29 protein-coding genes and 1 tRNA gene are annotated in these 25198 nt (G+C 66.7%); 20 read left to right on the forward strand and 10 right to left on the reverse strand.

The genetic code is table 11. The features are described 5' to 3' along the window. Positions 1-9 precede the first annotated feature (9 nt). Together ACYQ26_RS11735 and aroA are read right to left on the reverse strand one after the other, a co-directional pair. Positions 10-1245 carry an alkaline phosphatase family protein gene (locus ACYQ26_RS11735; protein WP_459809081.1) on the reverse strand — a complete coding sequence of 412 codons (1236 nt, stop codon included), beginning with the start codon at positions 1243-1245 and terminating at the stop codon, positions 10-12. 48 nt (positions 1246-1293) lie between these two features. Continuing rightward, positions 1294-2586: a 3-phosphoshikimate 1-carboxyvinyltransferase gene (gene aroA, locus ACYQ26_RS11740; RefSeq protein ID WP_459809082.1), complete on the reverse strand. Its 1293-nt coding sequence runs from the start codon at positions 2584-2586 to the stop codon at positions 1294-1296. Positions 2587-2705: 119 nt separating this feature from the next. Between aroA and ACYQ26_RS11745 the strand changes: the two genes are divergently transcribed. Then, on the forward strand, positions 2706-4022 hold the full coding sequence (locus ACYQ26_RS11745) for a TIGR00341 family protein (RefSeq protein WP_459809083.1): 1317 nt from the start codon (positions 2706-2708) through the stop codon (positions 4020-4022). An 81-nt stretch (positions 4023-4103) separates the two neighbouring features. Here the strand turns inward: ACYQ26_RS11745 and ACYQ26_RS11750 are convergent, their stop codons facing one another. Then, positions 4104-5306: a LolA family protein gene (locus ACYQ26_RS11750; protein ID WP_459809084.1), complete on the reverse strand. Its 1203-nt coding sequence runs from the start codon at positions 5304-5306 to the stop codon at positions 4104-4106. Between the two features lie 132 nt (positions 5307-5438). Between ACYQ26_RS11750 and ACYQ26_RS11755 the strand changes: the two genes are divergently transcribed. The 3 genes from ACYQ26_RS11755 (at position 5439) to ACYQ26_RS11765 (ending at position 7464) form a co-directional block, all read left to right on the forward strand. Next, positions 5439-6629, forward strand: coding sequence for a M24 family metallopeptidase (locus tag ACYQ26_RS11755; protein ID WP_459809085.1), 1191 nt, complete (start codon positions 5439-5441; stop codon positions 6627-6629). Positions 6630-6751: 122 nt separating this feature from the next. Beyond that, positions 6752-7051 (forward strand): ArsR/SmtB family transcription factor, encoded by a 300-nt coding sequence (locus ACYQ26_RS11760; protein ID WP_459809086.1) that lies wholly within the window; start codon positions 6752-6754, stop codon positions 7049-7051. Next, positions 7048-7464: a DUF8036 family membrane protein gene (locus tag ACYQ26_RS11765; protein WP_459809087.1), complete on the forward strand. Its 417-nt coding sequence runs from the start codon at positions 7048-7050 to the stop codon at positions 7462-7464. Before ACYQ26_RS11760 ends, ACYQ26_RS11765 begins: the two co-directional genes overlap by 4 nt. Before the next feature lie 143 nt (positions 7465-7607). On the opposite strand, the gene ACYQ26_RS11770 is transcribed toward ACYQ26_RS11765, so the two are convergent. Together ACYQ26_RS11770 and ACYQ26_RS11775 are read right to left on the reverse strand one after the other, a co-directional pair. Beyond that, a complete protein-coding gene (locus ACYQ26_RS11770; protein WP_459809088.1) occupies positions 7608-8708 on the reverse strand; it encodes a S1C family serine protease in 1101 nt (366 codons plus the stop codon). Between the two features lie 110 nt (positions 8709-8818). Then, positions 8819-9886 (reverse strand): NAD(P)/FAD-dependent oxidoreductase, encoded by a 1068-nt coding sequence (locus ACYQ26_RS11775; protein WP_459809089.1) that lies wholly within the window; start codon positions 9884-9886, stop codon positions 8819-8821. A gap of 155 nt (positions 9887-10041) precedes the next feature. On the opposite strand from ACYQ26_RS11775, the gene ACYQ26_RS11780 reads away from it, so the two are divergent. After that, positions 10042-10224 carry a hypothetical protein gene (locus ACYQ26_RS11780; RefSeq protein WP_459809090.1) on the forward strand — a complete coding sequence of 61 codons (183 nt, stop codon included), beginning with the start codon at positions 10042-10044 and terminating at the stop codon, positions 10222-10224. 46 nt (positions 10225-10270) lie between these two features. On the opposite strand, the gene ACYQ26_RS11785 is transcribed toward ACYQ26_RS11780, so the two are convergent. After that, positions 10271-11002, reverse strand: a complete 732-nt coding sequence (locus ACYQ26_RS11785) for a GNAT family N-acetyltransferase (RefSeq protein WP_459809091.1) — start codon at positions 11000-11002, stop codon at positions 10271-10273. A gap of 161 nt (positions 11003-11163) precedes the next feature. On the opposite strand from ACYQ26_RS11785, the gene ACYQ26_RS11790 reads away from it, so the two are divergent. The 10 genes from ACYQ26_RS11790 to ACYQ26_RS11835 all read left to right on the forward strand — a co-directional run bounded on the left by ACYQ26_RS11790 (position 11164) and on the right by ACYQ26_RS11835 (position 18234). Next, on the forward strand, positions 11164-11988 hold the full coding sequence (locus ACYQ26_RS11790) for a prephenate dehydrogenase (protein WP_459809092.1): 825 nt from the start codon (positions 11164-11166) through the stop codon (positions 11986-11988). Further along, the gene (locus tag ACYQ26_RS11795; protein ID WP_459809093.1) at positions 11985-13583 is read left to right on the forward strand and encodes a small ribosomal subunit Rsm22 family protein; all 1599 of its coding nucleotides are present in this window, start codon (positions 11985-11987) and stop codon (positions 13581-13583) included. The genes ACYQ26_RS11790 and ACYQ26_RS11795 overlap by 4 nt, the downstream gene beginning before the upstream one ends. A 456-nt stretch (positions 13584-14039) precedes the next feature. Beyond that, on the forward strand, positions 14040-14858 hold the full coding sequence (gene surE, locus ACYQ26_RS11800) for a 5'/3'-nucleotidase SurE (RefSeq protein ID WP_459809094.1): 819 nt from the start codon (positions 14040-14042) through the stop codon (positions 14856-14858). A 96-nt stretch (positions 14859-14954) separates the two neighbouring features. Continuing rightward, positions 14955-15185, forward strand: a complete 231-nt coding sequence (locus tag ACYQ26_RS11805) for an Rdx family protein (RefSeq protein WP_459809095.1) — start codon at positions 14955-14957, stop codon at positions 15183-15185. 208 nt (positions 15186-15393) lie between these two features. Beyond that, on the forward strand, positions 15394-15789 hold the full coding sequence (locus tag ACYQ26_RS11810) for a helix-turn-helix transcriptional regulator (RefSeq protein ID WP_459809096.1): 396 nt from the start codon (positions 15394-15396) through the stop codon (positions 15787-15789). A gap of 294 nt (positions 15790-16083) precedes the next feature. Then, positions 16084-16230 carry a DUF1328 family protein gene (locus tag ACYQ26_RS11815; RefSeq protein ID WP_459809097.1) on the forward strand — a complete coding sequence of 49 codons (147 nt, stop codon included), beginning with the start codon at positions 16084-16086 and terminating at the stop codon, positions 16228-16230. 87 nt (positions 16231-16317) lie between these two features. Next, the gene (locus ACYQ26_RS11820; RefSeq protein ID WP_459809098.1) at positions 16318-16641 is read left to right on the forward strand and encodes a hypothetical protein; all 324 of its coding nucleotides are present in this window, start codon (positions 16318-16320) and stop codon (positions 16639-16641) included. A gap of 383 nt (positions 16642-17024) precedes the next feature. Next, positions 17025-17516, forward strand: coding sequence for an Lrp/AsnC family transcriptional regulator (locus ACYQ26_RS11825; protein WP_459809099.1), 492 nt, complete (start codon positions 17025-17027; stop codon positions 17514-17516). A 179-nt stretch (positions 17517-17695) separates the two neighbouring features. After that, positions 17696-18022 carry a DUF7344 domain-containing protein gene (locus ACYQ26_RS11830; RefSeq protein WP_459809100.1) on the forward strand — a complete coding sequence of 109 codons (327 nt, stop codon included), beginning with the start codon at positions 17696-17698 and terminating at the stop codon, positions 18020-18022. Between the two features lie 8 nt (positions 18023-18030). Further along, entirely contained in the window at positions 18031-18234 is a 204-nt protein-coding gene (locus tag ACYQ26_RS11835; protein WP_459809101.1) for a hypothetical protein, read from the forward strand. Positions 18235-18462: 228 nt separating this feature from the next. Here the strand turns inward: ACYQ26_RS11835 and ACYQ26_RS11840 are convergent, their stop codons facing one another. Continuing rightward, positions 18463-18735, reverse strand: a complete 273-nt coding sequence (locus tag ACYQ26_RS11840; protein WP_459809102.1) for a HalOD1 output domain-containing protein — start codon at positions 18733-18735, stop codon at positions 18463-18465. A 613-nt stretch (positions 18736-19348) separates the two neighbouring features. Here ACYQ26_RS11840 and ACYQ26_RS11845 point away from each other — a divergent pair. Next, positions 19349-19981 carry a hypothetical protein gene (locus ACYQ26_RS11845; RefSeq protein ID WP_459809103.1) on the forward strand — a complete coding sequence of 211 codons (633 nt, stop codon included), beginning with the start codon at positions 19349-19351 and terminating at the stop codon, positions 19979-19981. Positions 19982-20179: 198 nt separating this feature from the next. Here the strand turns inward: ACYQ26_RS11845 and ACYQ26_RS11850 are convergent. Continuing rightward, positions 20180-20251: transfer RNA gene (locus ACYQ26_RS11850), tRNA-Ala, on the reverse strand. A gap of 273 nt (positions 20252-20524) precedes the next feature. Between ACYQ26_RS11850 and ACYQ26_RS11855 the strand changes: the two genes are divergently transcribed. From ACYQ26_RS11855 to ACYQ26_RS11870, 4 genes are read left to right on the forward strand one after another with little or no spacing between them, the layout of a single operon-like run. Continuing rightward, positions 20525-20995, forward strand: a complete 471-nt coding sequence (locus tag ACYQ26_RS11855; protein WP_459809104.1) for a 30S ribosomal protein S15 — start codon at positions 20525-20527, stop codon at positions 20993-20995. Positions 20996-21003: 8 nt separating this feature from the next. Beyond that, positions 21004-22212: an exonuclease gene (locus ACYQ26_RS11860; protein WP_459809105.1), complete on the forward strand. Its 1209-nt coding sequence runs from the start codon at positions 21004-21006 to the stop codon at positions 22210-22212. Further along, positions 22209-22511, forward strand: coding sequence for a KEOPS complex subunit Pcc1 (locus ACYQ26_RS11865; RefSeq protein ID WP_459809106.1), 303 nt, complete (start codon positions 22209-22211; stop codon positions 22509-22511). Before ACYQ26_RS11860 ends, ACYQ26_RS11865 begins: the two co-directional genes overlap by 4 nt. Beyond that, positions 22504-23145 (forward strand): 30S ribosomal protein S3ae, encoded by a 642-nt coding sequence (locus tag ACYQ26_RS11870; protein WP_459809107.1) that lies wholly within the window; start codon positions 22504-22506, stop codon positions 23143-23145. Before ACYQ26_RS11865 ends, ACYQ26_RS11870 begins: the two co-directional genes overlap by 8 nt. Before the next feature lie 114 nt (positions 23146-23259). Here the strand turns inward: ACYQ26_RS11870 and arsN2 are convergent, their stop codons facing one another. Then, positions 23260-23715: an arsenic resistance N-acetyltransferase ArsN2 gene (gene arsN2 / locus ACYQ26_RS11875; RefSeq protein ID WP_459809108.1), complete on the reverse strand. Its 456-nt coding sequence runs from the start codon at positions 23713-23715 to the stop codon at positions 23260-23262. Between the two features lie 43 nt (positions 23716-23758). Next, positions 23759-25126 (reverse strand): tRNA pseudouridine(13) synthase TruD, encoded by a 1368-nt coding sequence (gene truD, locus ACYQ26_RS11880; RefSeq protein ID WP_459809109.1) that lies wholly within the window; start codon positions 25124-25126, stop codon positions 23759-23761. Positions 25127-25198 lie beyond the last annotated feature (72 nt).

Here is a 25198-nt window from a genome sequence, read left to right on the forward strand (position 1 = left end):
TCGACGGCCTCACTCGAGCAACTGCGAGAGCCGACACGCCGCCAGCGGCACCAGCATCTCGTCGGGGTTGAGCCCGCCGTGCATCCCGATCAACTCGAGTTCCGCGGGCTCGTGTGCGCCGCCGTACCAGACGCCCAGGTCGCGATGGGTAACGACGAGATCGCCCAGCCGGCGCTCGAACGTCGCCGACGGCTCGCAGTCGCCGAACAGCCCCTTCTCGAGAACCGTCTCGCGCCGGAAGATCCGGGCATCGAGTCGCTCGGTCAGTTCCTCGCGGACTCGTTCGACGGTCCCCTCCCGCAGGTGCAGGTGGACGTTGCGCGGACTCCCCGCGTAACGGATCGGCTCGCCGTCGGGGCCGCGTGCGAGGCTCTCCTCGAGGACGTCGAACTCCGTCAAGTCGACGTTACGGTCGGGATCGGTATCGACGTGGCCGTGATCGGCCGTCACGAGCACCAGCGTTTCCGCGACCGTCTCGGGGTCGACGGTCGCCAGCGCGTCCGCGAGTTCGCCGCAGGCTCGCTCGAGCGTCTCTCGATAGGATCGCGAGGTCGTCCCGTGCTGGTGGGCGGCGACGTCGACGTGAGGCACGTACGCGAAGACGTACGAGGGCGACGCAGCCGCGGCGAGAGCCTCGATGAGCGTCGGGCCGAGGTCCTCGAGGGCCTCGTACTCGTGGTTCGTCGCGTACGCCTCGTGCTCGGGGTAGCCCGTGACGTAGCGGACGTCGACCGCGCCATCGAGGTCCGCGACCCACGGCTCGGCGTCGGCGACGTCCTCGGGCTCGAGGCCCGCGGGCGGATTCCCCGCCTTGTCGACGAAGGGTAGCGAGAGGAACGAGGTGCCGACGGTCGGCTCGTAGACGTTCCAGCCGATCACGCCGTGCTCGGCCGGCAGCGCGCCGGTGTGATAGGTCGTCATCGCCGCCGCGGTTTCAGAGGGGTAGACCGACGTCAGCGGGGTGACGGTGCCCCGATCGGTCAGCCGCTCGAGCAGTGGGACGTCGCGCTCGCTCCGCCAGCGGTTGAGTCCGAGGCCGTCGAGCAGGACGACGAGGACGTTTTCGACGTCCGTCTCGACGCCGGACAGCGCGTCGTCGGGGAGCGTCCGTCCCGTATCGGCACCCAGGATCGACGCGACGGTGTGGGGGACGTTCGCGAAGCAAAACGAGTCGTACGCGGGGTGGAGGTAACCGTCGTCCTCGTACCGGTCGCGCAGGCGCTCCTCGAGGTCGGACCGGAGCATGGGCGTCGCTTGTACGTCGCCGTTCCTAAAGGATCGGCAGGACCGAGGTTACTCGCTGCGCTCGAGGTCCGTACCCAGGTCGGCGAGCATATCGAAGAAGCCGGGGAATGAGACGTCGACGTGGTCGGCGCCTCGCACCGTCGTCTCGCCGTCGGCGACGAGCCCCGCGAGTGCGAGCGCCATGATGATTCGGTGGTCGCCCCGTCCCTCGACGGTCGCGCCCTCGAGGGTCGACTCGCCACCGTGGACGGTCAGCGAGTCCTGCTCCTCGGTGGTCTCGACGCCCAGCTTCCCGAGCTCCTCGGCCATCGCGCTCACGCGGTCGGTCTCCTTGTAGCGGACGTGCTCGGCGTTCGTAATGCGCGTGTCGCCCTCGGCGACCGCGCCCAGCGTCGCGATCGTCGGCAGCAGGTCCGGCGTGTCCTCGACGGAGACCTCGATCCCCTCGAGCGAGCCCGCCGCGACGTCGATCGTGCCCGCGTCGCGGTCCCACTCGACGTCGGCGCCCATGCGGTCGACGATGTCGACGATGGCGGTGTCGCCCTGCGCGCTCGGGTTCGCGCCCTCGATGCGGACGCCGTCCTCGCTGGCGATCGCACCCGCGGCCAGCGGGTAGGAGATCGACGAGAAGTCGCCGGGGACGGCGTACTCGCCGTCCGCAGGGCGGTAGGACTGCCCGCCTTCGACCGCGAACCCCTGGGCAGTCTGCTCGGCGTCGACACCGTAGGCCTCGAGCAACTCGAGCGTGATGTCGACGTACGGCGCGGACTTGAGTTCCGTCTCGAGGTCGATTTCGATGCCCTCCTCGGTGACGGCGCCGGCCATCAGTAGGGCAGTAATGTACTGCGAGGAGACATCGCCGGGGATCGATACCTCACCGCCCGCGATGGGGCCGGTGACGACCAGCGGCGCCTGGCCGTTGCCGCGGGTGCTCTCGGCCTCGCCGCCGAGGTCCCCGATCGCCTCGAGCAGCGGGCCCTGGGGCCGCGAGCGCAGCGACTCGTCGCCGGTCAGCACCGACGTGCCGTCGGCCAGTGCGGCCGCGGCGGTCACGAGCCGCATCGTCGTCCCGCTGTTGTCGCAGTCGATGACGTCCGCCGGCACGCCGGGGCGGCCGTCGAACCCCTCGATCTCGAGGCGTCCGTCCTCCCGTCGATCGACGTCGCCGCCGAACAGTTCTACCGCGCGGGCGGTCGCTCGCGTGTCGGCGCTCCAGAGCGCGTCCCGGACGGTCGCACCGTCGGCGTAGCCCGCGGCGAGAATCGCCCGGTGCGTGTAGCTCTTCGAGGGCGGTGCCCGTGCGGTCCCCCGGAGGCTCGAGGGGGAAATGGTGACGTTCATGGTGGGGGTGTCGAGCGGCCACCCTATACCGATACCGATCCGGGCGAGGCGCGATCGGACGGGCGCGCCCGTCGCTTGCGTGTCCACGGCTTTATCCGCGATATTGTGGACGTGAACCCATGCGGCTCGTAGAAATCTTGGTCCCCAACGAAAAACGGGAGGCCGTCGAGGAGACGCTCGAGGACGAGGGCCTCGACTTCACCCTCGTCGAGGAGGAAAGTCGCGAGGACCCGTCGGTCGTCATTACGTTCCCGTTGCCGGCGCCCGCGGTCGAATCCATCCTCGATAAGCTCCGGGAGACGGGGATTGAGGAGGACTCCTACACCGTGGTCGTCGAGGCGGAAACCGTCGTCTCCGAAGGGTACGACGAACTCGAGCAGCAGTACGCCCAGAACACCGCGCGGATCTCTCGCGAGGAGATGCAGTCGCAAGCGAAGGATCGCACCCCGCAATTCAGCACGTATCTCGTCATGACGATAATGAGCGTGGTCGTCGCGACCGCCGGCCTGTTGCTCGATTCGCCGGCGGTCGTCGTCGGGTCGATGGTGATCGCCCCGCTGATCGGACCGGCGCTCGGCGCCAGCGTCGGCACGGTAATCAACGACCGGGCGCTGTTTCGGCGCGGAATCAAGCTCCAGGCGATCGGCCTCGGTGCCAGCGTCGCCACCGCCGCCGCCTTTGCGTTCGTCGTCCGAACGACCGGGCTCGTTTCACCGATGCTCAACATCTACGAGATTTCGGAGATCGAGGGGCGTTTAACTCCGGATTTTCTCTCGCTCGCCATCGCGATCGGCGCCGGCGTCGCGGGCGCGTGGACGCTCACTGCGGGCACGTCGACCGCTCTCGTCGGCGTGATGATCGCCGCCGCGCTCGTGCCGCCGCTGGGCGTCGTCGGTATCGGTATCGCGTGGGGCTTGCCGGCGGTCGCCGCCGCCGCGGGCATCCTCGTCCTCGTGAACATGCTCACGATCAACATCACCAGCCTCGCCGTCCTCTGGTACAAGGGGTATCGGCCGGACACCTGGTTCCAGCAGGACGAAGCGCGCGTCACCACCGAGAAGCGCGCCGTCGTCCTCGTCGTCACGATCGTCGTCCTCTCGGCGTTTCTCGGCGTCGTCACGTACGACACCTACCGAACCGGCGTGTACGAGGAGGAGATCAACGAGGACGTGACCGCCGTCCTCGCGTCGCCCGAGTACGCCGAACTGTCGCTCATCGACGTTACCGTCGAGTACGGCGACCCGGTTCCGATCCGGCAGCCGGAACGTATCGTCGTTCGGGTCGCGTATCCGATCGGAACCGATCCGCCGGAGATCGGCGACGAGATTCGGTCCCGCGAGAGCGTCGTCGCCGAGTCGGCGATCCGATTGCCGACGGGGCCGCTCATCGACGCGCACCGCGCCGAGGTGGTCGTCTACTACATCGGGCGCGGCTAGCCGGTTCGTCCGCGTTCGTCCGCTCGTCCGCGGCGATGCGACCCCGCCTCGAGCGTTCGAAACCGCTACGACCGTTCGAACTCACGAACAGCCGATCGACGCGGCGATCTCGCGCAGCGGCTCCGCCTCGTCGATCGCGGGACTCGCGACGCGGTAGCTCAGCCCCGACCCGCGCTCGCAGGTCCAGAAGATCGTCTCGAGTTTGCCGTCCTGATAGTAGGTCGTCGTCGGAACCCCCTCGACGGCGAGCTCCGCTAAGGCGCTCGAGTCGGCGTCGAACCGCTGGGTCTCCCGTACGGCGACGAACAGGTCGCGGCCGTTCACGCCGGAATCGGTGTACCACAGCGTCACGGTCGTGCCGAGCTTCGCGGAGCGTTCGACGACGGTGACGCGGTCGAGGACGAACGGATCGGGGACCTCGGGATTCGGCAGGTCGTAGGGCACGGCACCTTCGGCCGCCTCGATCGAGTCGAAGACGCCCTCCGGTTTGGTCCCCTCCCGCTCGATCGTCGCGTCGGCCGGGGGCTCGTACGTGAACGTCCCTGCGGGCAGCCCCTCGTCGATCGCCAGGTCCGCGTAGGTGACCGCCGTCCGGTGGAGGAGTTTGCCGTCGCCGTCCCGGACCGCGTTTCGCTCGCCGACCGGGTAGCGGTACTCGTCGTCGATCAGGACGGTCCGACTGATCGTCAGCTCCTCGAGGTCGGTCGAGGGGTCCAGCGGAATGGCGTACACCGAGTCGCCGACGAGGAGCTCGATCGCCGGCCCCGTCTCCTCGAGCGGCGGGCGCGCCTCGACGGCGTGGACTTCGCGGCCGTCGACGGTCTCGGTGCCGGCGTACTCGAGGCGGTACGCGTCGCGCAGTTTCTCGAGGACGAGTCGGGTCCGGTCGGTGTCGGTCTTGTTAGGGTGGAACTGCTTCTCGACGACGTTCGATTCGGGGTCGTACTCCCAGGTGACCGTTCGGTTCGTGACCGCGACCGAACCCGCCGGCTCGTTCGGGTCGGTCGACTCGAGGACTTCGATGCGCTTCGCGGCCGGCGGGCGCGAGAAGACGCGTTCGGTCCGTGTGGCGGACGTCGTCGGCGTCTCGAGTTCCACCCGGCGGGTCGCCGCCAGATCGTCTATCCCGGCGCGGGTCTCGATGGCCTCCTGCAGGAGCGCGTCGCTCGAGGGGGCGTCGGTGCCGGTATCTGTATCGGTATCGTTGTCGGCGTCGCTGCTGGGAACACTGACGCACCCGGCGAGTGCGGCAACGCCCGCCGCGAGGAGCCGTCGACGTCGCATACAGGAGAGATTCGATCGTAAATTGATAAGTCTGTATGTCCGTTCAGCAGCCCGTAACAGCGCGGACGGGTTCGGTCGACTCCGGCGGCCGCGATCCGCGACATTATGTGCCCGCCGGTCACATGGGCGGGTATGAACGTCGATCCCGACCTCTCCCCGCTCCGCGAGGCCGTCGCGGCGGCCGGCGCGGACGGCTACCTCATCGACGACGACGCGACCGATTCCGATCAGCGGTACGTCTCCGGCTTTACGGCACCCGACCCCTACCAGACGCTCGTCACCGACGACGGCGTCCACCTGCTCGTCTCGGGCCTCGAGTACGGGCGGGCGACCGCCGACAGCGGCGCCGATACCGTCACGCGTCGCTCCGCCTACGACTACCAGGAGCTGGTCGCGGAACACGGCCCCCACGGCGCGAAGGTCCGGATGCTCGAGGCCTTCCTCGAAGACCGCGGCGTCGAGACGGTCGCGGTCCCCCGGAGCTTCCCGACCGGAACCGCGGACGGGCTGCGCGATCGGGGCGTCGGCGTGACGGTCGAATCCGAGGGCGTCGTCGAGGAAATCCGCGCAACCAAGACCGACTGGGAGGTCGACCAGATCCGGCAGACCCAGCGCGCCAACGAGGCCGCGATGGCCCGCGCCGAGGAACTGATCGCGACCGCCGATATCGCCGAGGACGGGACGCTCGTCCGCGACGGCGAACCCCTGACCAGCGAGCACGTCGCCGAGGAGATCGAGGTCACGCTCCTGCGCCACGGCTGTAGCCTCGACGAGACGATCGTCGCCTGCGGCGCCGACGCCGCCGACCCCCATGACCGCGGCAGCGGCCCGCTCGAGGCCGACGAACTGATCGTGATCGACATCTTCCCGACGGACAAGGAGACGGGCTACTTCGGCGACATGACCCGCACGTTCGCCCGCGGCGAGCCGGGCGAGGAGGCCCGCCGGCGGTACGACGTGACCCGAGAGGCCTTCGAGGCCGCCCTCGAGGCGGTCGAGCCCGGCGCGACGGGCGCGGACGTCCACAATGTGGCCTGCGACGTGATCGAAGACGCCGGCTACGAGACGCTGCGCAGCGACCCGCACACCGAGACGGGATTCATCCACAGCACGGGCCACGGCGTCGGGCTGGACATCCACGAGCAGCCGAGCGTCTCTCCCGCAGGCGGCGAGCTCGAGCCGGGCCACGTGATCACGATCGAGCCCGGGATCTACGACCCCGCCGTCGGCGGGGTCCGTATCGAGGATCTGGTCGTCGTCACCGCGGACGGCTACGAGAACCTGACCGACTACCGCATCGGTCTCGAGCCGGTCGCCGAGTAACCGGTCGTCGTCGCACGCCCCCGGCTCGAGAGTCGACTCCACGCCGCCGGCTACCGTTCAGGCGACCGAACGTATCGAAATCCCGGAATCTATTTTTACGCGTTGTCCCGAGGTCTACCCGTATGCGCCAGCTCCTGTGGTGGCTCATCGGCGGTTCGCGGGGCGGGCACAACCGCCTTCGAATCGTCCGGACGCTACAGGAGCGGCCGATGAACACGAACCAGTTGGCCGAGGAGCTCGATCTGAACTACAAGACGGTCCAGCACCACCTCGAGGTGCTCGAGGAGAACGACATCGTCACGACGCAGGGCGACAACTACGGCCAGCTGTACTTCCTGTCGGACCGCATGGAGGAGAACCTCGACATTCTGGAGGAGATCGTCGAGCGAGCGGACGTCGACCCCGATCCCACCGACCAATGATACGCGAACTCAGTGCCCCGGCGAAAACGGCGCTCGTCACCGGAATCGCGGCGGTGTTCGGACTGTTGAGCACCGCCGTCCTGCCGACAATTCCGCTTCCGCCTCGAGCCCCGGCACTCGAGGTCGTCCACCTGTTGATCCGGATGGAACTGTTCGTCACGACGTTCAACCTCGTGTTGCTGTTCGCGCTGACGTGGTCGTACGTCGCCCTCTACCGGGACCTGCCGAACAAGTACAGCATGAGCCTCGTCGTCCTGAGCCTCGCGCTGGTGCTGTACGCGATCACATCGAATCCGCTCGTGCAGTTGCTGTTCGGCTTTCCGCCGGTGAGCGATCTCGGGCCGTTCGGGTTCATTCCGGACGTCTTCGTCGGCTTCGCGATCATCGTGCTGTTCTACCAGAGCCAGACGTAGGGTCGTCGGCTGCCGCCGTTCGTCGGTCGGCTCTCGCTTCAGTTCGCGGTTCACGCCGCAGGATCGAGTGCCGCACGCGGTCGTCCGACACTTGCAACCGCTCGACGCTCCCGAAGCGAAGGACGGCCGGTTCGTCTCCGGCCTCAGACCCGCGGCTGCGGCCGCGTGCCCAGCGTCAGCTCGACCGACTGCTCCTGGCCGTCGCGGACGACCGTCACCGAAATCGTCTCGCCCGGACTCGTCTCGAGCGCCAGGTAACTCGAGAGGTCCTCGAGCGAGTCGATCTCGGCGTCGTTCAGCGCGACGATGATATCGCCGCCCGTCGGCACCCGCGTTCGGTCGACGATCGCGGTGCCGCTACTGGGCCGGAGGACGCCGTCGGACGGGCCGCCGGCCCGGACGCCTTCGACGATCACGCCGCGGGGGTTCTCGAGGCCGTTGGCCTCGGCGACGGCCGGGGTCACGGTCGCGAGCGAGACGCCCATGTAGGCGTGCTCGTACTCGCCGTTCTCGATGAGCGAGGGGACGACCCGCTGGGCGAGCGCCGCCGAGATGCCGAAGGCGATGTTGTCGCCGCCGCCGGAGTTGATGACGGCGATCACCTTTCCGTCCAGCGAGACGATCGGACCGCCGCTGTTGCCGGGGTTCGCCGCGGCGTCGGTCTGGACTGCATCGGGGATGTCGTACCCCAGCGAACTCGGGATCGAGCGGTTGACGCCGCTGACGACGCCCGTCGTGAGCGTGCCGTCGAGGCCGTAGGGGTTGCCGATGACGAGCACTTCCTCGCCGACGACCGGGTCGCCCTCGATGAAGGGCAGCGGCGTCGCGTAGTCGGGCCGATCGTCGACCCGGACCGCCGCGAGGTCGCTGTAGACGTCGGTGCCGACGACGGTTCCCGACCGCCACTCGCCGTCCCGGAACCGGACGTCGAGTTCGGTCGCGTTCCCGACGACGTGGGCGTTCGTCACGAGGTGTGACTCGTCGTAGACGAACCCCGTCCCCTGCCCGGACGACGTTTCCATCAGGGCGACCGAATCGACCGTCTCCCGGTAGACGGCGGCGTAATCCCCGTTCGAAGGGGGATCGCGCCGGTCGGCCGCGTCGGACTGCCCGGTCGTCGACCCGTTCGGTTCGGCGGCCGTCCCGTCGTTCGCGCCGGGGGTCGTGCAACCGGCGAATACCCCCGTCGCCGCCACGCCAAGCGCCTGCAGCACGCGTCGGCGAGAGAGTCGGTTTCGAGGCATCCGGCCGACTGTAGGTTCTGTTAGTACCTTTCTTTTTCCCGATTTTTGTCCCAACTCGAGGGAAACTTAGACCCAAATTCGACCCAAGTGACGGCGGCCCTCCCCGCGAGTCACTCGAGCGCGATCCGCTCGCCGACCTCGAGGCCGTTTCGGAGGGCGGCGTGGAGCCGCCCCTCGCCGGCGACCCAGTCGCCGAGACAGTACAGTCCCTCGGCCTCCGCGCTCCGGAGCGGCCCGCTCGGAGCGCCGGCCTCGGGCAGCGCGTAGCGCCAGCCCTGGTGGTCGGTCCAGTCGGGATCGGTCAGCCGCTCGTCCTCGAGCACGTCCGCGGCGATCCGGGCGAGTTCCGCGCAGTTCTCCGCGGGCGGGTCGTCGTAGTGCTCGACTGACCACTCGCGGTTGGCCTGCACGATCAGCAGCGACTCGCCGTCGGGGACGTGGCCCGGCTTGCACTCCTCGCGGGCGATCCAGCCGACTTCGTGGTCCTTGTCGGTGTTGACCAGTGCGTAGTAGGGCCGCTCGAGTTCGAACGGATAGTGGAGCACGGCGGTCCAGATCGTCCGGTAGGGGACGCTGTCGATGGCGTCGACGAGCGTCTCGCGGAGATTGCCGTCCGGTTCCCACTCGGCCGATCGCAGGAGAGCGGCGGTCTGGGGCGCCGGCGGATTCAATAGGAGGGTATCGAAGGGACCCCACTCGTCGCCGTCGGCGTCCTCGAGGCGCCAGACGGCAGTTTCGCCGCTGCGTTCGTCTCCGCCGGCATCCCGAATCAGCCGTTCGACGCGCGTCCTGCGGTGGACGTCGGCGTCCGTTCGAGCGAACAGTCGCTTCGCGATCTGGGTGAGTCCCGCCCGATAGGTCCACTTGTGCTCGTCTGCGTCGCGCCCCTCGGAGACGTCACCGTCGCGGTCGAACGTCCAGACCGGCTCCGTGACGTCGACCAGCCCGTCCGTCTCGAGCGTCTCCGTCAGTAGGTCAGTAACGCGCTCGTCGTCGTCCTTGACGTAGTTCGCCCCGTAATCGTAGACCACGCCGTTGCGCCGTCTCGTCGCCGCGCGGCCGCAGACGCCGCCGGACTTCTCGAGCACCGTCACCGTCGCGTCGGGCAGGGTCTCCTCGAGGACGTACGTCGCGGCCGCGGCGGCCGCGCCGGCGCCGACGATACCGATTCGGTCCATGCGGGGACCTTGCGCGCACTGGGGCAAGTAACCCGTCCCCGCCGCGAGGGTTGCCGCCACCGCGTGGCGGGTCAGAAACCGGACCGGCGAGCGGAGGGTCCGGATCGCCGTGATATTGTTTATCGTTACCAAACGCGTATCGGACGTGAGAAGCGATGTCCAGCGCAACGCAGACCAAAACGCAGACCGTAGAATGCCCGCAGTGCGGTGCGACCGTGAGCGTCGACGTCCCGGCGGCGGACGCGACCGTGCGAACCAGTCTATACGTGGCCGCGTTCGGCGATTCCGTCGACGTCACCTGCGCCGACGATCACCGGTTCTGGGTGTACTACTGCTGACGCTAATCGGGTGGCCGGGAGTCCCGCAACCGGTCCGGGGACGACCCTACAGTTCGCGCGCCATCATCACCTCGTCGACCAGCTCCCCGTCGACCGCGTAGTGGTCCCGACGGATCGCCTCGGTGTTCCAGCCGTGGTCGGTCAGGAACTCGAGCGCCCGGTCGTTGGTGACCGGAACGCTGTTGTACACCTTCCGGAAGCCGTTGGCGTCGGCCCACTCGACGCCGCGCTCGAGCAAGGCGCTACCGATTCCGTGCCCGCGGTAGGCCTCGCGGACGCCGACGGTCTGCTGGGCGGTCCCCTGCAGCCGCTCGACCTGCGGCAGCTCGAGGTGGGTCCAGCCGACGACGTCGCCGTCGACCGTCGCGACGAAGAACACCCGCGAGCGGACCGCGTTGTGTCTGGTGACGGCGCTCTCGTAGAGCAACTCCTCGGCGACCGTCTCCGCGACGACGTAGGTCTCCGCGTCCGTCACGTCCCGGATGGTCTCGATCAGGCCGTCGAAATCGTCCTGGTGTCCCGGCCGAATCGCGAACGCGAGGTCGTCGCTCTCGTACTCCTCGACGGCGCCGAACTCGAACCCGATGCGGAGCGTCCCTCCGTCCTCCTCGAGGTAGCCGTCCGCCTTCAGCTCCTCGAGCCGCGAGCCGAATTCGTCGGCCGGCAGCGAGACGTACTCCCGTAACTTGTGGCGTTCGACGGTGCCGTGGCGCTCGACGTACTCGTAGAGCCGCCGGTTGGCTTCGGACGAAAACGTGGGCCGGTCGGTCGCTCCCATATCCCCGATACGCTCCCATTCGGTTTATTGGTTGCCTATTGGTAGCATTTGACATCATCGAACCGACGGGTCGCGAACGATCCGATCCGTCGACGCCGCGAACCGTTAGCCCGCGGAATCGATCGAACGCCTTTTGCGACGCCGGCCGGTAGCAGGGAGCGATGGACGTACTGATCGTCGGCGCGGGGTCGATGGGGACGTGGTTCGGGCGCGCGGTCGACGCCGCCGTCGCGTTCGCCGACGTCGATCCCGACGCCGCAGCGGCGGCCGCCGACGCCGTCGACGGGGCCGAGGTCGCCCCGATCGGACTCGAGGGCGACGGCGACAACACAGCCGACGGCGGCTACGACGTCGTCTGCCTCGCCGTTCCGATGGCCTACGTCACCGACGCGATCGCGACCCACGCCGACCGAGCGGAGCGCGCCGTCGTCGACGTCTCCGGCGTGATGGCACCCGCGCTCGAGGCGATGGCCGAGCACGCGCCCGACCTCGAGCGCGCGAGCCTCCACCCGCTCTTTGCCCCCGAACGCGCGCCGGGTTCGATCGCCGTCGTCCGCGACGCGGACGGGCCGACGATCGACGCGTTGCTCGCCGGCCTCGAGGCGCGAGGAAACGACCTTTTCGAGACGACGGCGGGCGAGCACGACGAGGCCATGGAGACGGTGCAGGCGGCGACTCACGCCGCGGTGTTGGCGTTCGCGCTCGCGGCCGAGCCAGTTCCGGAGGGGTTCGAGACGCCGATCTACGAGGGGCTGGCGCGGCTGGCCGAGCAGGTGACCGAGGGGACGCCGCGGGTCTACGCCGACATCCAGACCGCCTTCGACGGCGCCGACGCGGTCTCGGCGGCCGCCGCGGAGATCGCCGCGGCAGACGCCGACGAGTTCGAATCGCTGTACCGGGAGGCGGCGGCGACGTGGCAAGGCGCGAGCGACGCGGCCGACCGACCGGACGGACCCGCGAGCGGAAACGGCGGTGATTCCACATGAGCGACCAACGGGAAGCGATCCGATCGAACGCGAAGTACCTGCGCAACGTCCGGCCGATCGATCCCGACGAGATCTGCGAGTACGTCGAGGGGAACCCCCACCCGGCCGTCGTCCGTCAGCACCTCCGCGAGGACGCCGTCGACCTCGGCCTGATCGAGCGCGACGACGGCACCTTCGTTCCCGTCGACGACGAGCCCGTGCCTCCCAATCGCGGGCCAGTTCGGGCGTTCCCCGCCGACTACGAGACGGCGCTCGAGGACCTGCTCGTCGAGCGCTACGGCGTCAACTGGCACCAGGACGGGGCCGGCGACCTGCTGCGGTCGACGATCCGCCGGTTCAAATCCCGCTACCTCGAGGGGCGACACGTCGAGTACGACGACGACGTCGCGGCGGGCTACGCGATCTACCACCTGCCGGCCTACTACGCCGCCGTCCAGTACGCGCTGAACGATCTGGCCGAGCGCGGCCTGCTCGGTCGGGACCTGCGCGTGCTGGACATCGGCGCCGGCGTGGGCGGGCCCGCGCTGGGACTCTGTGACTACCTGCCCGACGACGCCCTGCTCGAGTACCACGCGATCGAACCCAGCGCGGCCGCGGACGTGCTCGAGGAACTGCTCGCGGAGACGGGCCGGAACGTGCACACGACGATTCACCGGACGACGGCCGAGGCGTTCGATCCGGCGGCGGTGTCGGGGGACGGCGACGGCGGTGACGACGCCTTCGATCCCACCGCTCCCGACGACGGCTTCGACCTCGTGCTCGCCTGTAACGTACTGAGCGAGCTGCAGGACCCCGAGACCGTGCTTCGGGACGCCCTCGAGTGGCTCGCCCCCGACGGCACCGCGCTCGCGATGGCGCCCGCGGACAAGAACACGAGCGTCCAGCTGCGCGAGGTGGAACGGGCCCTCGAGGACGAGCGGCTGCTGGATCCCGAGGTGTTCGATGCGCTCGAGGACGGCGACGACGGTGACGACGGCGAGCACGGGCAAAGCGAAACCGCCGACCGCGCTCGCAACCGCCGCGGCACCGTCACCGTCTACAGCCCCGCCGTCCGCCTCTGGCCGGGCGAGCGCCCCGCCGATCGGGGCTGGTCGTTCGACGTTCGCCCCGACCTCGAGGTGCCGTCCTTCCAGCGCAAGCTCGACGAGGCGACCCCCGAGCACGACGCCGAGCACGCCCCCGGCGAGTTCGTCAACGTCGACGTCCAGTTTTCCTACTCGCTACTGCGACTGGACGGCCAACGCCGGATCGACATCGCGCTCGAGACCAGCGACTGGGCGAAGATGGCCGACATGGAACGCCACGTGACGAATCGGATCGACCTCGTCGCGGCGAAGCTCAGCCGGTCGCTGAGCGATAGCGACGACGGCCGCCGCAGCGGCCGCTCGAACCCCCTGTTCAAGATCAGCGACGGCAGTGAGCAAATCGACCACTACGCCGTCCTCACGAAGGAAACCGCGCTCAACCGACCGCTGCTCGAGGCCGACTACGGCGACGTGCTCTCCTTCGAGTCGATCCTCGCGCTGTGGAACGACGACGAGGAGGCGTACAACCTGGTCGTCGACGAGGAGACCGTCGTCGACCGAATTACCTGAACTCTGCTCCCGTTTTCTCGAGGCTCCGCGGAATCGTGGATACTCGATACGAACCTACGAAAGCCCCTGTCGCGCTCGGTGGCTGCGACTCGCTGCGGTCCTCGTTACACTGCGGTCCTTGCATCGTCTCGCCTACCGAGAGCGACAGCCCCTTTCATTCCCACCCGTTTCGGCTGACCGGCGAAGCCACCGTCGGGTGGGAATGAAAGGGGCTGCTGGCATCCGGGAAGACGGGCGACGGTGAGCCGAACGAAGTGAGGCGAACGTCGGAAGACTCCCTTCGGTCGTCTTCCGGAATAAGCACGCGATCGTAGCGAGCCCATCGACCGGGTGCCGGCAGGAGCTTTCGTAGTGGTATCGATCGATTCGAAAGGAACGCTGATCCGTATCGATCAGACGTGAGTTCGTACCACACGAAGCGGTGGGCTTTTCGCGCCGGCCTCCAACTCACCCGGTATGAGCGACGCCCTCGAGATCCTGCTGACCAACGACGACGGGATCGACAGCACCGGGCTGTACGCGTTATACGACGCGCTCTCGGAGCACGCAAACGTCACCGTCGTCGCCCCCGCCGACGACCAGAGCGCCTGCGGCCGCTCGATCTCCCACGAAGTCGACGTCCGCGAGCACGAACTCGGCTACGCGCTCGAGGGGACGCCCGCCGACTGCGTCGTCGCCGGCCTCGCCGAACTCGGCCCGTTCCCCGACCTCGTCGTCGCGGGCTGTAACAAGGGCGCCAACCTCGGCGAGTACGTCCTCGGCCGCTCGGGGACGATCAGCGCCGCCGTCGAGGCCGCCTTCTTCGACGTCCCCGCGATCGCGACCTCGATGTACGTCCCCGTCGACGGCGACCCGCTCGACGCGGTCGACCTCTCGACGGACGACTACGCCGAGGCGACTCGCATCACCTCGTTCCTCGCGGAACACGCCCTCGAGACGGCGGTCTTCGAACACGCGGCCTACCTCAACGTCAACGTCCCAGTCGCGGACCCCGAGGGCGAACCGGCGCCGGTCGAGATCACCCGGCCCTCTCAGCGCTACGAGATGGACGCCGAGCGCGACGGCGAGCGCGTCCACCTCCACGACCGCGTCTGGGAGTCGATGGACCCCGAGGAGATCCCCGATCCCGAGGGCACCGACCGCCGGGCCGTCGCCGAGGGCCGGATCAGCGTCTCGCCGCTGACCGCGCCCCACTCGACGAACTACCACGAGGCGCTCGAGGCGCTCGCCGATCGCTACGCGGAGTCGGTCGGCGTCCCGGAGCGCGCGCAGTAGGGCCGCGATCGGAGACGAGCGCCGATCGCGGCCGGCGGCGCCGAGCGCTTCGCTGCTACCCCGAGGGATATGTACGTCGACGGTGACGGGTCGGCTATGGCGACGGTCGAGATCGAATACTGCGTTCCGTGCGGGTTCCTGTCACGAGCAGAAGACGTCCAGCACGCGCTGCTGTCGACGTTCGGCGAGCGGCTCGACGCGGTCACCCTCGCCACGGGAGCCGACGGCGTCTTCGTCGTCCGCGTCGACGATACTGTCATCTTCGATAAGAGCGAAGACGAGTACGACGTCGACGAAATCGTCAGACGGGTCCGGGATCAGCTATAATCGCCGCCGCTCCGGACGGGACGTGTCCGCGAACCGAGCGGATGGCGGACTTGCAGTTCGCAAGGTGACCGACCTTCGAGACGGGGCCTGTCACCTCGAGACGAGGACCGGTCGTCACCGCTGCCGGCAGCAGAAATATAACCGATAAGACAGAACACCAATGTAACTGCGTGTTCAGGGTCCAGTACGGACAATCGAGGGTAGACACATGGTACTGAGTTCACTCCGGGCTCGCCTCTCGTCGCTCTGGTCGACCGAATCGGCCGACGAGACACCGAACGAGTCCACGACGACGGACGAGGCATCGACCGACGAACCGAACGAGGACGAGACGCTGAGTTACGCCGAGGAGATCGAGTACGGCGTCGACGAGCGCGAACTCCAGGACGAGGACAAGGTGCTCCGATTGCTCGTCAAGCGCGGCGGGCGCGTCGACGAATCGACCGTCCGCGAGGAAACCGGCTGGTCGGAGGAGCGACTCTCCGAGGTCATCGACAGCATGGAGGACGACGACCAGATCAGCGCGATCACGGTCGGTCGGAAACGGGTCATCTGCCGGCGGGGCTTCGAACCGAAAGGCTACCGCTCGCACCTCAACGAGTAAGCCGATCGCCGAGTCCGGCGCGATCCGGAGCCGGTACCGATCCGCCGCGGGCGGCGCGGTCGCTCGCCGCCGCTCGCGCACGTCTCCCTTTTTCCGTTCGATTGTCGCGTGACTCCGCCTCGAGTCCCAGGTCTTGAGTTCCGAATCCGCCCGTCGCCGCCGACTCCCGCTCTGCGGGCGACAGTCGCCGCTCTCGAGAGGTCGGCCGACCTGAACGCGGCACGGCCGCTGATCGCCGGCGCGGCGGCATGTTCAGGCAGTAGCGGTTTCAGTTGCACGTCCGAGTAACTATACATGCTAGAACTCGCACTCCTGTTCTTCGTTGTCGCGATCATCGCGGGCGCGCTCGGCGCGGGGGGCATCGCCGGCCTCTCGATGACCATCGCGAAGTGGCTCGTGTTGCTCTTCCTCGTACTGGCCGTCGTCTCGCTGCTGCTCTGAGAGTCCGTCGGCGGCAGTCCGTCTCGAGCCCCTCGCAAACCCTCGCAAGCACAGCGGCTATCCACGCCAACCGAGTGTCACTACGACATGACTGATGAGCCGCTCGAGACGGTCCGCTCGCCGCTGGGTCGTCGCCGGACGCTTCGATTCTTGGGATTGGCTGCGGCCGGCTCGATGACCGCGCTCGCGGGCTGTTCCGAGGAGGGCGAGGAGCCCCCCGAACCCGAAAACGACCCGACGGACGAGGACACGCCCGGCGAGAACGACTCCGACGGCGAATCACCGGCTCCGACCGAGCAAAACGACACGCAAACGGAAAACGAAAGCGGGATCGTAGAAAACGGCACGGACGCAGCGGCGGACAACGAAACGACCGCCCAAGAAAACGAGACGCAGGGAAACGAGAGCTAACGCACTCGCGCGTCCGACGGCCGTCGGCCTCCTGCTCGAGGCGTGCGGGTATCGCACGCCGAAAGGGGGTATCGCGCGCGGCTCACGCCCCCGATTGACGGATCGCTCAGCGGTGACTGCGCATCGACCTGCCCTCGAGAGGGTCGGGACCGAACCGAGGACAGGTCACCCGCACGTACGGCGTCGACGCGCGTAGCCCTTCGCCTGACCTTTTCAGGGGTACTTTGTGGGGGCCCAAATTTGGAACGGGCGAACGCGTTCCTTCCGACTCCGACGCCGCGATGATTCCGAGCGGCGTCGAAAGTAGCGAACCGGCCGATCGGTGTCTCGCTATATCATTCCTGCATTGGTTCCTTAGGAGTGCGTCTGGAACCTGATCGGACATGGTTTCGTACGAACTCGATCAGCGGGATCGACAAATTCTCCATCTCTTACAGACCAACGCCCGAAGTATCAGTACCGAAACGATCGGGGAGGAGATCGGAATCGCCGCTTCCACCGTCCGGAACCGGATCAACAAGATGGAGGACGCGGGGATCATCAGGGGGTATCACCCCGAGATCGATTACAACGCGGCGGGTCATCCACTCCACTATCTCTTTCTCTGCTACGCCCCAGCGGCGGAGCGGGACGAAATCGTCCGGGAGGTCCTCGAATCCGTGCCCGGCGTCGTCCGCGTGAACGAGCTGATAGACTCCGAGATCAACGTGGTCGTCGAAGTGATCGCGGAGGACGCGGAGACGCTGGATCGGTCCAACAAGGGGCTGAAAGAACGCGGTTTGGACGTCAAACGAGGCGAGGTCTACAAGAAAACCCACGTGCAGCCGTACGATCACTTCGGGGCCGACTACGACGATACCGACGGATCCGCGTGATACCCACTCTCAGTGTGCGTATTCGTCCGAGCAGAACCGACAGTAGACCTTCTAGAGAAGAATAAACTGCTAAATCGTCTCGTTAGAACCAACGAAGCCGCAACCTTATATCGGGCGGCGTCCTCCGTCCCATCACGGACGGGGTTGCAGGCGGTCGATCCCTCCACCAGATACAAGCGATGCAATCACAGAACTCTCCCTCGGACGAACTCCTTGCCGTACTCGCCGCTCGCGATCGCCGGCTCGTCCTCGAACTCCTCAGGCGGAACGGCGGCGCCTCCGTCGATTCGCTGAGCGCTCAACTCACCGGTGCCCGCGAGAGCGAGGCGCTCGCGACAACCGTCGGCGATACCCGTACCCGCATCGAACTCCACCACGCGCATCTCCCGCGACTCGACGCGGCTGGCCTCCTCGAGTACGATTCGGATACCGGTCTCGTCGAACCAGCCGCTCCGTCCGACGACCGCCTCGATACGCTCCTCGAGACCGGAGACGAAGCGCGGTGACTCCGATCATGGGCGAGCGATTCAACCACTGGCTTTCCTGTCCCGACTGCAGCGGGGACGAAGACGTGAGTCTACTCGCACACGGGACGGACATCGTGGTCGAATGTTACGGGTGCGGTCGCATCGCCGAATTCACGCTCGGCGAAGACACGCCGTTCCAGAACGTCAGTGCCGTTCTCGAGGGCGGTTCCGGCGAATCGGCGACCGATTAGCACGCTCTTTCGTCTCAGGGATTCCCGTGCGATGGATCAGAGATCTAATCCTGTAGAACGCGAGGACATGGTCACTCACGACCAGAGTTACCAATGCAGCTCTCAATCTCTCCGAACTACATCAAAAGCCGCCTGCTGACTATAGAGAAAGAGTTCAGCACGACGGCATCGTTTGTTTCACGTCGGAACTAGTGAACCACCCACTCAATGGATTAGCGAGTTTAACAGTTACTCAGAATCTGCTGGTTGGAGTAGAAGATACTTGCCCTCCTCAACAGTAATTTGAAAGCCGCTATAGACGAATCTGACTATCCCGTTCTGCTGTGACTCACACAGTTCATCCAACATTTCTGGGTCAATCGTCCTATATAGTGGAACCAACTCCTGAGGCTCACGCTCTTTTAATGAACTTACAGCACGGATAGCCGCCATACTCACAGATTCCCCCTCCGGAATTTCGTACTCTACCAGCAACTGCTGCTCCGGACTTTCGGGCACCATCATTGACTTCAGTGGTTGTGGGCGGATAAATCTCGAGTTGGAAATGTAACCCAGCACTGGATTAGTGCCATAGTCTAAACGGCAACTGTAGATGTAAACATAAACGAAAAAGGAATATTGAAACGAAGATGCAAATTGGTTCGAATCTGTTTGCTCGTCTAATACTCTTTGGAGGAACGATCAGAGAGGAAGCTGGTCGCTCCAGTTGATTGGAGCAGTACGCCGCAGAGACCCGAGGTAACTTTGGTAGGGTGGACCGGCTCTCGCGGTGGCTTCTCGAGTCACGGCCGACACCTCCCATCCTCGAGCGCCGGGCAGTGTTTTTCCGGATAGTCGATCTTGCAGCCGCAGAACTCGCAGATCAGTGGCGAGTGATCGACGCCGATCGGGCGCCGAATCACGCGAACCACCTCGAGTCCCTCAGAAAACCGCCAACAGGCGTCGGACTGCGTACGGTTTTCTGTTGAACTCTATTCTCTGAGGGCGTAGTCGCAGCCACACTACGATAGTAGGACTGAGACTGAGAAACGGGGGTTACGTTCAGAGTACATAGAAGACGTGTAATCTCTCTTGGAGACGGGATTTTATATCCAAGTGTTAGTTTTTGGCTTGTATGAGTGAAGCAGAGCTGGAGCCTGAAAACCGCCATAGTGAGAGGCGGATTGACCTGCTGGAGACGGAGTATGAACAAACAGGTGAGGAAATCCGATATAGAGACCGGATTCTTCACAATTCGTATTATCTGTTGGTCATCATCTTCGGTGTATTCGCAGGAAACGTTCTCAATCAGTGGGGCAACTCTGCTATTGCGGTCGCTGCGTTATCTTTTTCGGCAGGAATCGCATTTCTCTTTCTGGCTATCGTAATTGAAGTGTATTTCAGACGACGTAGTTCAGCGATGGTCCGTCGAGATGAGGTTGAGAGGGCAATACGAGATGATTTTCCCAGTTCGTTCGAACTACAGAAGGGCCTATATCGAGGATTCTTCGAAGCCGGGGAATCCGACCCAAGGGAGAAACAGGGCTTGATAGAAAACCGCGGGCCGAACACGGTAGCCTCTATCGTCAATCTCGGGTCAGGCGCATGGATTGGCCTTGCGGTTTATTATTTGCTTGACTATAGCGTGAATTGGGGAATAGCCAGTAGTGTCGGCGCTGGTGTAACCATCTGTATTCTCTGGTCAGTAATAGTAATATACCTCCAAACACGGGGGCGCACAGGACATTACGAGGGCACCTATTTCTAAATAGGCAGACACGGTACTCTATCCTCGTAACCGTGCCACGTCAGAGGGCCGTGTACCGAGACGTGTTCCAATCGGTCCGGCGGTTCTCGCCGCTATATGGGTCTCAACCGCTGGCGAATCAAAAGCCAGCCGGAGAAATCGCCACCCGGCGGAGACGTATTACTGGAGCCTTCTATGATATAGGCGGAAGAACGGTAGTGGACTCGCCGGGATTTGAACCCGGGGCCTCTCCCATGCCAAGGGAGTGATCTACCTCTGATCTACGAGCCCTCGTTCGCACTCCATAGTATTTCGGACGGATAGATAAACCCCTCGAAATTCTCGAGGCCGTGGAGTCAATCACTGGCACGGTATGACCTAGAAACGCTTTAGTCCGTCCCGCCGAAAGCCTCGGTGGGAAGCGCACGGCCGCAAATCCGACTTCGTCACCCGAGAAACGCTGTTCGTGGTGGCTTGGGATTGCGGAAGTGCACCGGCAGTCGCGCGACCGTATTCGCGACTGTCGCGTCATCGTGCGGTCAGTGCGGTTCCTATCCTCGAACAATGGCACGAATGCATACCCGCCGTCGCGGCTCGTCCGGTTCGGACAAGCCGGCGGCAGACGAACCTCCGGAGTGGAGCGACGTCGACGCGGAGGACATCGAAGACCGCGTCGTCGAACTGGCAGAGCAGGGCTACGATCCCAGTCAGATCGGGATGAAGCTGCGTGACGAAGGCGTCACCGGCACGCCCGTCCCGGACGTCAAGCTGGCGACCGGGAAGAAGATCACCGAGATCCTCGAGGAGAACGACGCCAAGTCGGAGATCCCCGAGGACCTGTACAACCTGATGGAACGTGCCGTGCGCCTGCGCGAGCACGTCCAGGAGAACCCGCAGGACTACCAGAACAAGCGCGCCCTGCAGAACACGGAGTCGAAGGTCCGCCGTCTCGTCGACTACTACCGCGGCGACGAGCTCGAGCCGGACTTCCAGTACTCCTACGACGTCGCGAAGGACCTCCTCGACGAGGAGTAAGATAGTCGATGTCCGCAGACGGTCGGTCCGCAGACGCAGACGCCCGCGCCGCCGATCTCGAGAGCGCGAGCTTCGTCCGGCTCGTCGCGCGAGCCGACGGCGACGCGCTCGCGGCGAGCGGTCTCGTCGCGCGGGCGTTGGCCGACCGCGGAACGCCGTTCCAGGTCACCGTCGGCCGGACGATCGCGGACCGAACTGCACGCGCCGAAGTGGCGGCCGGCGACGAGCGGGATCTGACGCTCGTCATCGGCGCCGCCGATGTCGACGCCGACGCTCCCGCCACCGTCACCCGACTCGACGCGGACGACCGGCCCGCGACGCTCGCGGCGGTCGATCACGTCCGCGAACTCGGCGCGACGCCCGACCTCGCGCTCGCGCTGGCCGGCCTCGCGGCTGCCGGCCTCGAGCCGGGGGCGGGCGAGAGCGAGTGGGTCCTCGAGACGGCCCAGGAGCGCGGTCTGGTCGAGCGCCGACCGGGGCTTGCGGTGCCGACGGCGGATCCGGTCGACGGGGTCGCCCATTCGACGCGACTGCGCGGACCGTGGTCCGGCGACGCCGACGCGGCCCGCGACGCGCTCGCGGACGCGGTCGACCTCGACGCGCCGCTCGAGGCCGACGCCCACCGGACGATCGGCTCGCTGGTCGCCCTCGAGGCGGTCAGCGCCGACGCAGCGGGCGAGGTCGCCGCGGAGTCGGTCCAGCGCGCGCTGCGGCCGTACGCGACGCCCGGGGCCGACGCGCCGTTCGAGACGGTCGGCGGCTACGCCGACGTGCTCGAGGCGACTGCCCGCGCGGAGCCGGGCACCGGCGCCGCGCTCGCGATGGGCCACGAGGCCCGCGAGCAGGCCCTGTCGGCCTGGCGCGAGTACGGCCGCCGCACGCACCGCGCGCTCGAGGCCGCCTCGACCGGCCGCTACGACGGGCTGTACGTCGTCGGCGTCGACGACGGGCCGGTCGAGGGGGTCGCACGCGTTGCGGCAGCCTACCGGTCGCCGGAGCCGACCGTGCTCGTCGTCGGCGACGGCGAGGCGGCGCTGGCGACTCGCGACGACGAGTCGCTCGGCCCGGCGGTCGAGGGCGTCGCTCGAGAGCTCGCCTGCGAGACCGAGTACGACGTTGGGCGGCAGCGCGGCTACCTGCGGTACGACCCGGACGGGGACGCGAACGCGGACATCGACGAGTCGACGATCATCGCGACAGTGAGGGAGCTGCTATGAGTCGGCGGGCGACGATCCGGACGGCCCACGACGACCCCGAACTCGTCGCGCGGGCGCTGCGCCCGGACAACACCGACGAGATGGAGACGACGGTCGACGCGGAGTCCGGCGAGGTCGTCACGCGGATCGAACGCGAGACGACCGGCGGACTGCACTCGAACGTCGACGACTACGTGGTCAACCTCGAGGTCGCGACGGCGATCGTCGACGGCGCGCGACGGACAGCACGCACAACCGACGGACGCGGGACAGCGTCCGAACCAGAACACAACCACACAGACACAGATACCAATGAGTGAACGCTCAGTTTCACGCGCGAAACAGGAGAAGCGGTGGTACACCGTGCTCGCGCCGGAGCAGTTCGACCGGCAGGAGCTCGGCGAAACCCCCGCTGACGAACCGGAAAAGGTCTACGACCGAACCATCGAAACGACGCTCGGCGAACTCAACGACAACGCCAGCGAGAACAACACCAAGCTGACCTTCAAGATCACGGACGTGGGCAGCGACTCGGCCTACACCGAGTTCAAGGAGCACTCGCTGACCCGAGACTACCTGCGCTCGCTCGTCCGACGCGGCGCCTCGAAGATCGAGGCCTACGTCACCGTCCTCACGACGGACGACTACCGCGTCCAGATCCAGCCCGTCGCCTTCACGACCAAGAAGGCCGACGCGAGCCAGGAGAAGGCCATCCGCGAGCAGATGGTCGAGATGGTCGAGGAGGCCGCCGCCGAGCGCACCTTCGAGGAGCTCATCGACAGCGTCGTCGAGGGACGGCTCTCCTCGGGCATCTACGGCGAGGCCAAGACGATCTACCCGCTGCGCCGCGTCGAGATCCAGAAGGCCACCCTCGAGGCCCACCCCGAGGAAGTCGCCGAAGAGGAAGCGACGGCGGTCGACGTCGACGAGGAAGACGTCGCCACGGGCGACTAATCGCGATACCGAACGCGACGACAATTTCGTTTTTTGCGGGACAGGAAGTCGACCAGTGCCAACGCTGCGTCCCACGTCCGCGCTCGTTGACTGCGTGACCGTTACGCTCGAGCGCTACAGCGGCCGTCGCAGACAGGTCGCAGTCGACGGACAGAGGTCGGCGAACTCGTCGGTCCGGCGGATCGCCGACGGCGCGTCCGATCGGTCGATTCGTTCGTAGCCGCGACCTTCGAAGAACTCGGCCGCGGTCGTCGTCAGCAGGTACAGCGTCTCCACGCCGTCGGCCCGCGCTCGCTCCTCGAGCGCGTCGCAGATCGCCGACCCGTAGCCGTTCGACCGCGCCCCTGACTCGACGACGAGCGACCGCAAGAGTCCGTCGCTGCCGTACCGCTCGAGGCCGCCGATTCCGACTCGCTCGTCGCCGTCGACGGCGACATAGAACGCCCTCGGCTTCTCGCGGACGTCTCCGCTCGGGAGGTCAGCGGCCTCGAGCAGGGATTCGACGTACGCGAGGCCCTGATCGCGATCGCGCTCGTCGGCCGGCCGAAGCGTAATCGACGCGCCGTTCATGCGAGACGACAACGACGACGCGCTATTAGTCGCTACCGGTCGCTCACCCGAGATCGATGGGGTCGACTTTCAGGTACTCTCGCGCCACGACCGTCGCGTACGACCCCTTCGGCAGTGCGAACGACAACGAGAGCGGGTCGGTCTCGAGCGACAGGTCCGTCCGCACCAGGATCGCCCGTCGCGTCCCGCTCGAGTGGAACTCGCCGGGCAGGTCGAAGTCGCCGGGTGCGAGGTCCAGATCCTCGAGCACCGCGCGCTCGATCTCGCCTTGCTCGCCGTCCGCGAGGTCGGTTTCGGTGCCGACCAGCGGCGCGGTGACGAACGCGCGGCCGCGCTCGCAGTGGCGAGTGACGGAGTCGACGCGGCGCTCGTCGACCCGCTGGAGGCGGTCCGTGTCGGGGAGGACGAGCCCCTCGGGCGCGTCGGTGTCGGCGAAACAGACCACGTCGCCCGCGACGGGCCGATCGAACGGCAGCCCGCGCTCGAGGCGTTTCGAGAGCATTCGGTTGAACGCGTAGGACTGGGCGGCGTGGACGAACAGCCGCTGGAGGTTAGAGGGGAGGCGCTCGAGCGCGGCCCTGAAATCGTCAGGGCCGGGCTCGCCGTCGCACTCGGCGAGTTCGTGGAGCATCGACCGTTCGTACCGGAGCCGGTTGGGGAACCGCTCGAGGGCCGCCTGCCAGTCGCGGGTGTCCTCGACGAACGACCGGGCCTCCTGGGTTCCCTCGGGTTCCGCGTCCGTCGGCCGGCCGAGGTAGGCCATGACGGCGCCTTCCCAGTCCCCGCGGACGATCTCGAGACCGACTCGGTGGGTGATCGGGCGGCGGCTGCCGAAGCGCTGCTGGCCGAAGAAGTTGGGGACGCCGACGGAGATGGCGTCGTCGTCGGGCTGTGTGCGTCTCGAGTCCTCGTCGAACCCGCCGAACTCGTGCAGTTCGTCCGTAATCTCCGCGGCGGTGTCGGGTCGCTCGGGGTCGCTCACGACGAGTTCGAACTCGTTGCCCGCCAGATCGCCGAACTCGAGCGAGCGGCCCGCTCGCCCGAGTACCTCGACGTCCGCCCCGTTGACGTCGGGCAGGTCCTCGGGGTCGGCGCCGTAGACCGAGAACAGTTGCGTCGTCACGGCGTACTTGTCCTTCGTGCCGGCCCAGTTGACCCGCTCGCGGGAGACGCCCAGCGCGTCGGAGAGCCGCGTCGCGAAGTCGTTCGTGTCCCAGCCCCGCAGCGTCGCGCGGACGACGAGGTGGGGGTAGGCGTCTGCGTTCGCGTCCGCGGGCTCGGTGTCGAACCGCTCGAGTTCGCGGACGCGGAACTGGTCGTCGTCGTCGCGCAGGTGGCCGCCGACGCCGTCGGCGTCGCTGACGTAGTACGCCATGCCGACGGCCTGCTCTGTGGGGTGGGCTGGACGCATCGCTTGGCGGCGGTTCGGGCGCCGGCGGTAAATCGGTTCGTTCTCGCGACGACCTGCGCTTGCACGCCCGTC

It is taken from the genome of Halopiger thermotolerans, from assembly GCF_054654555.1.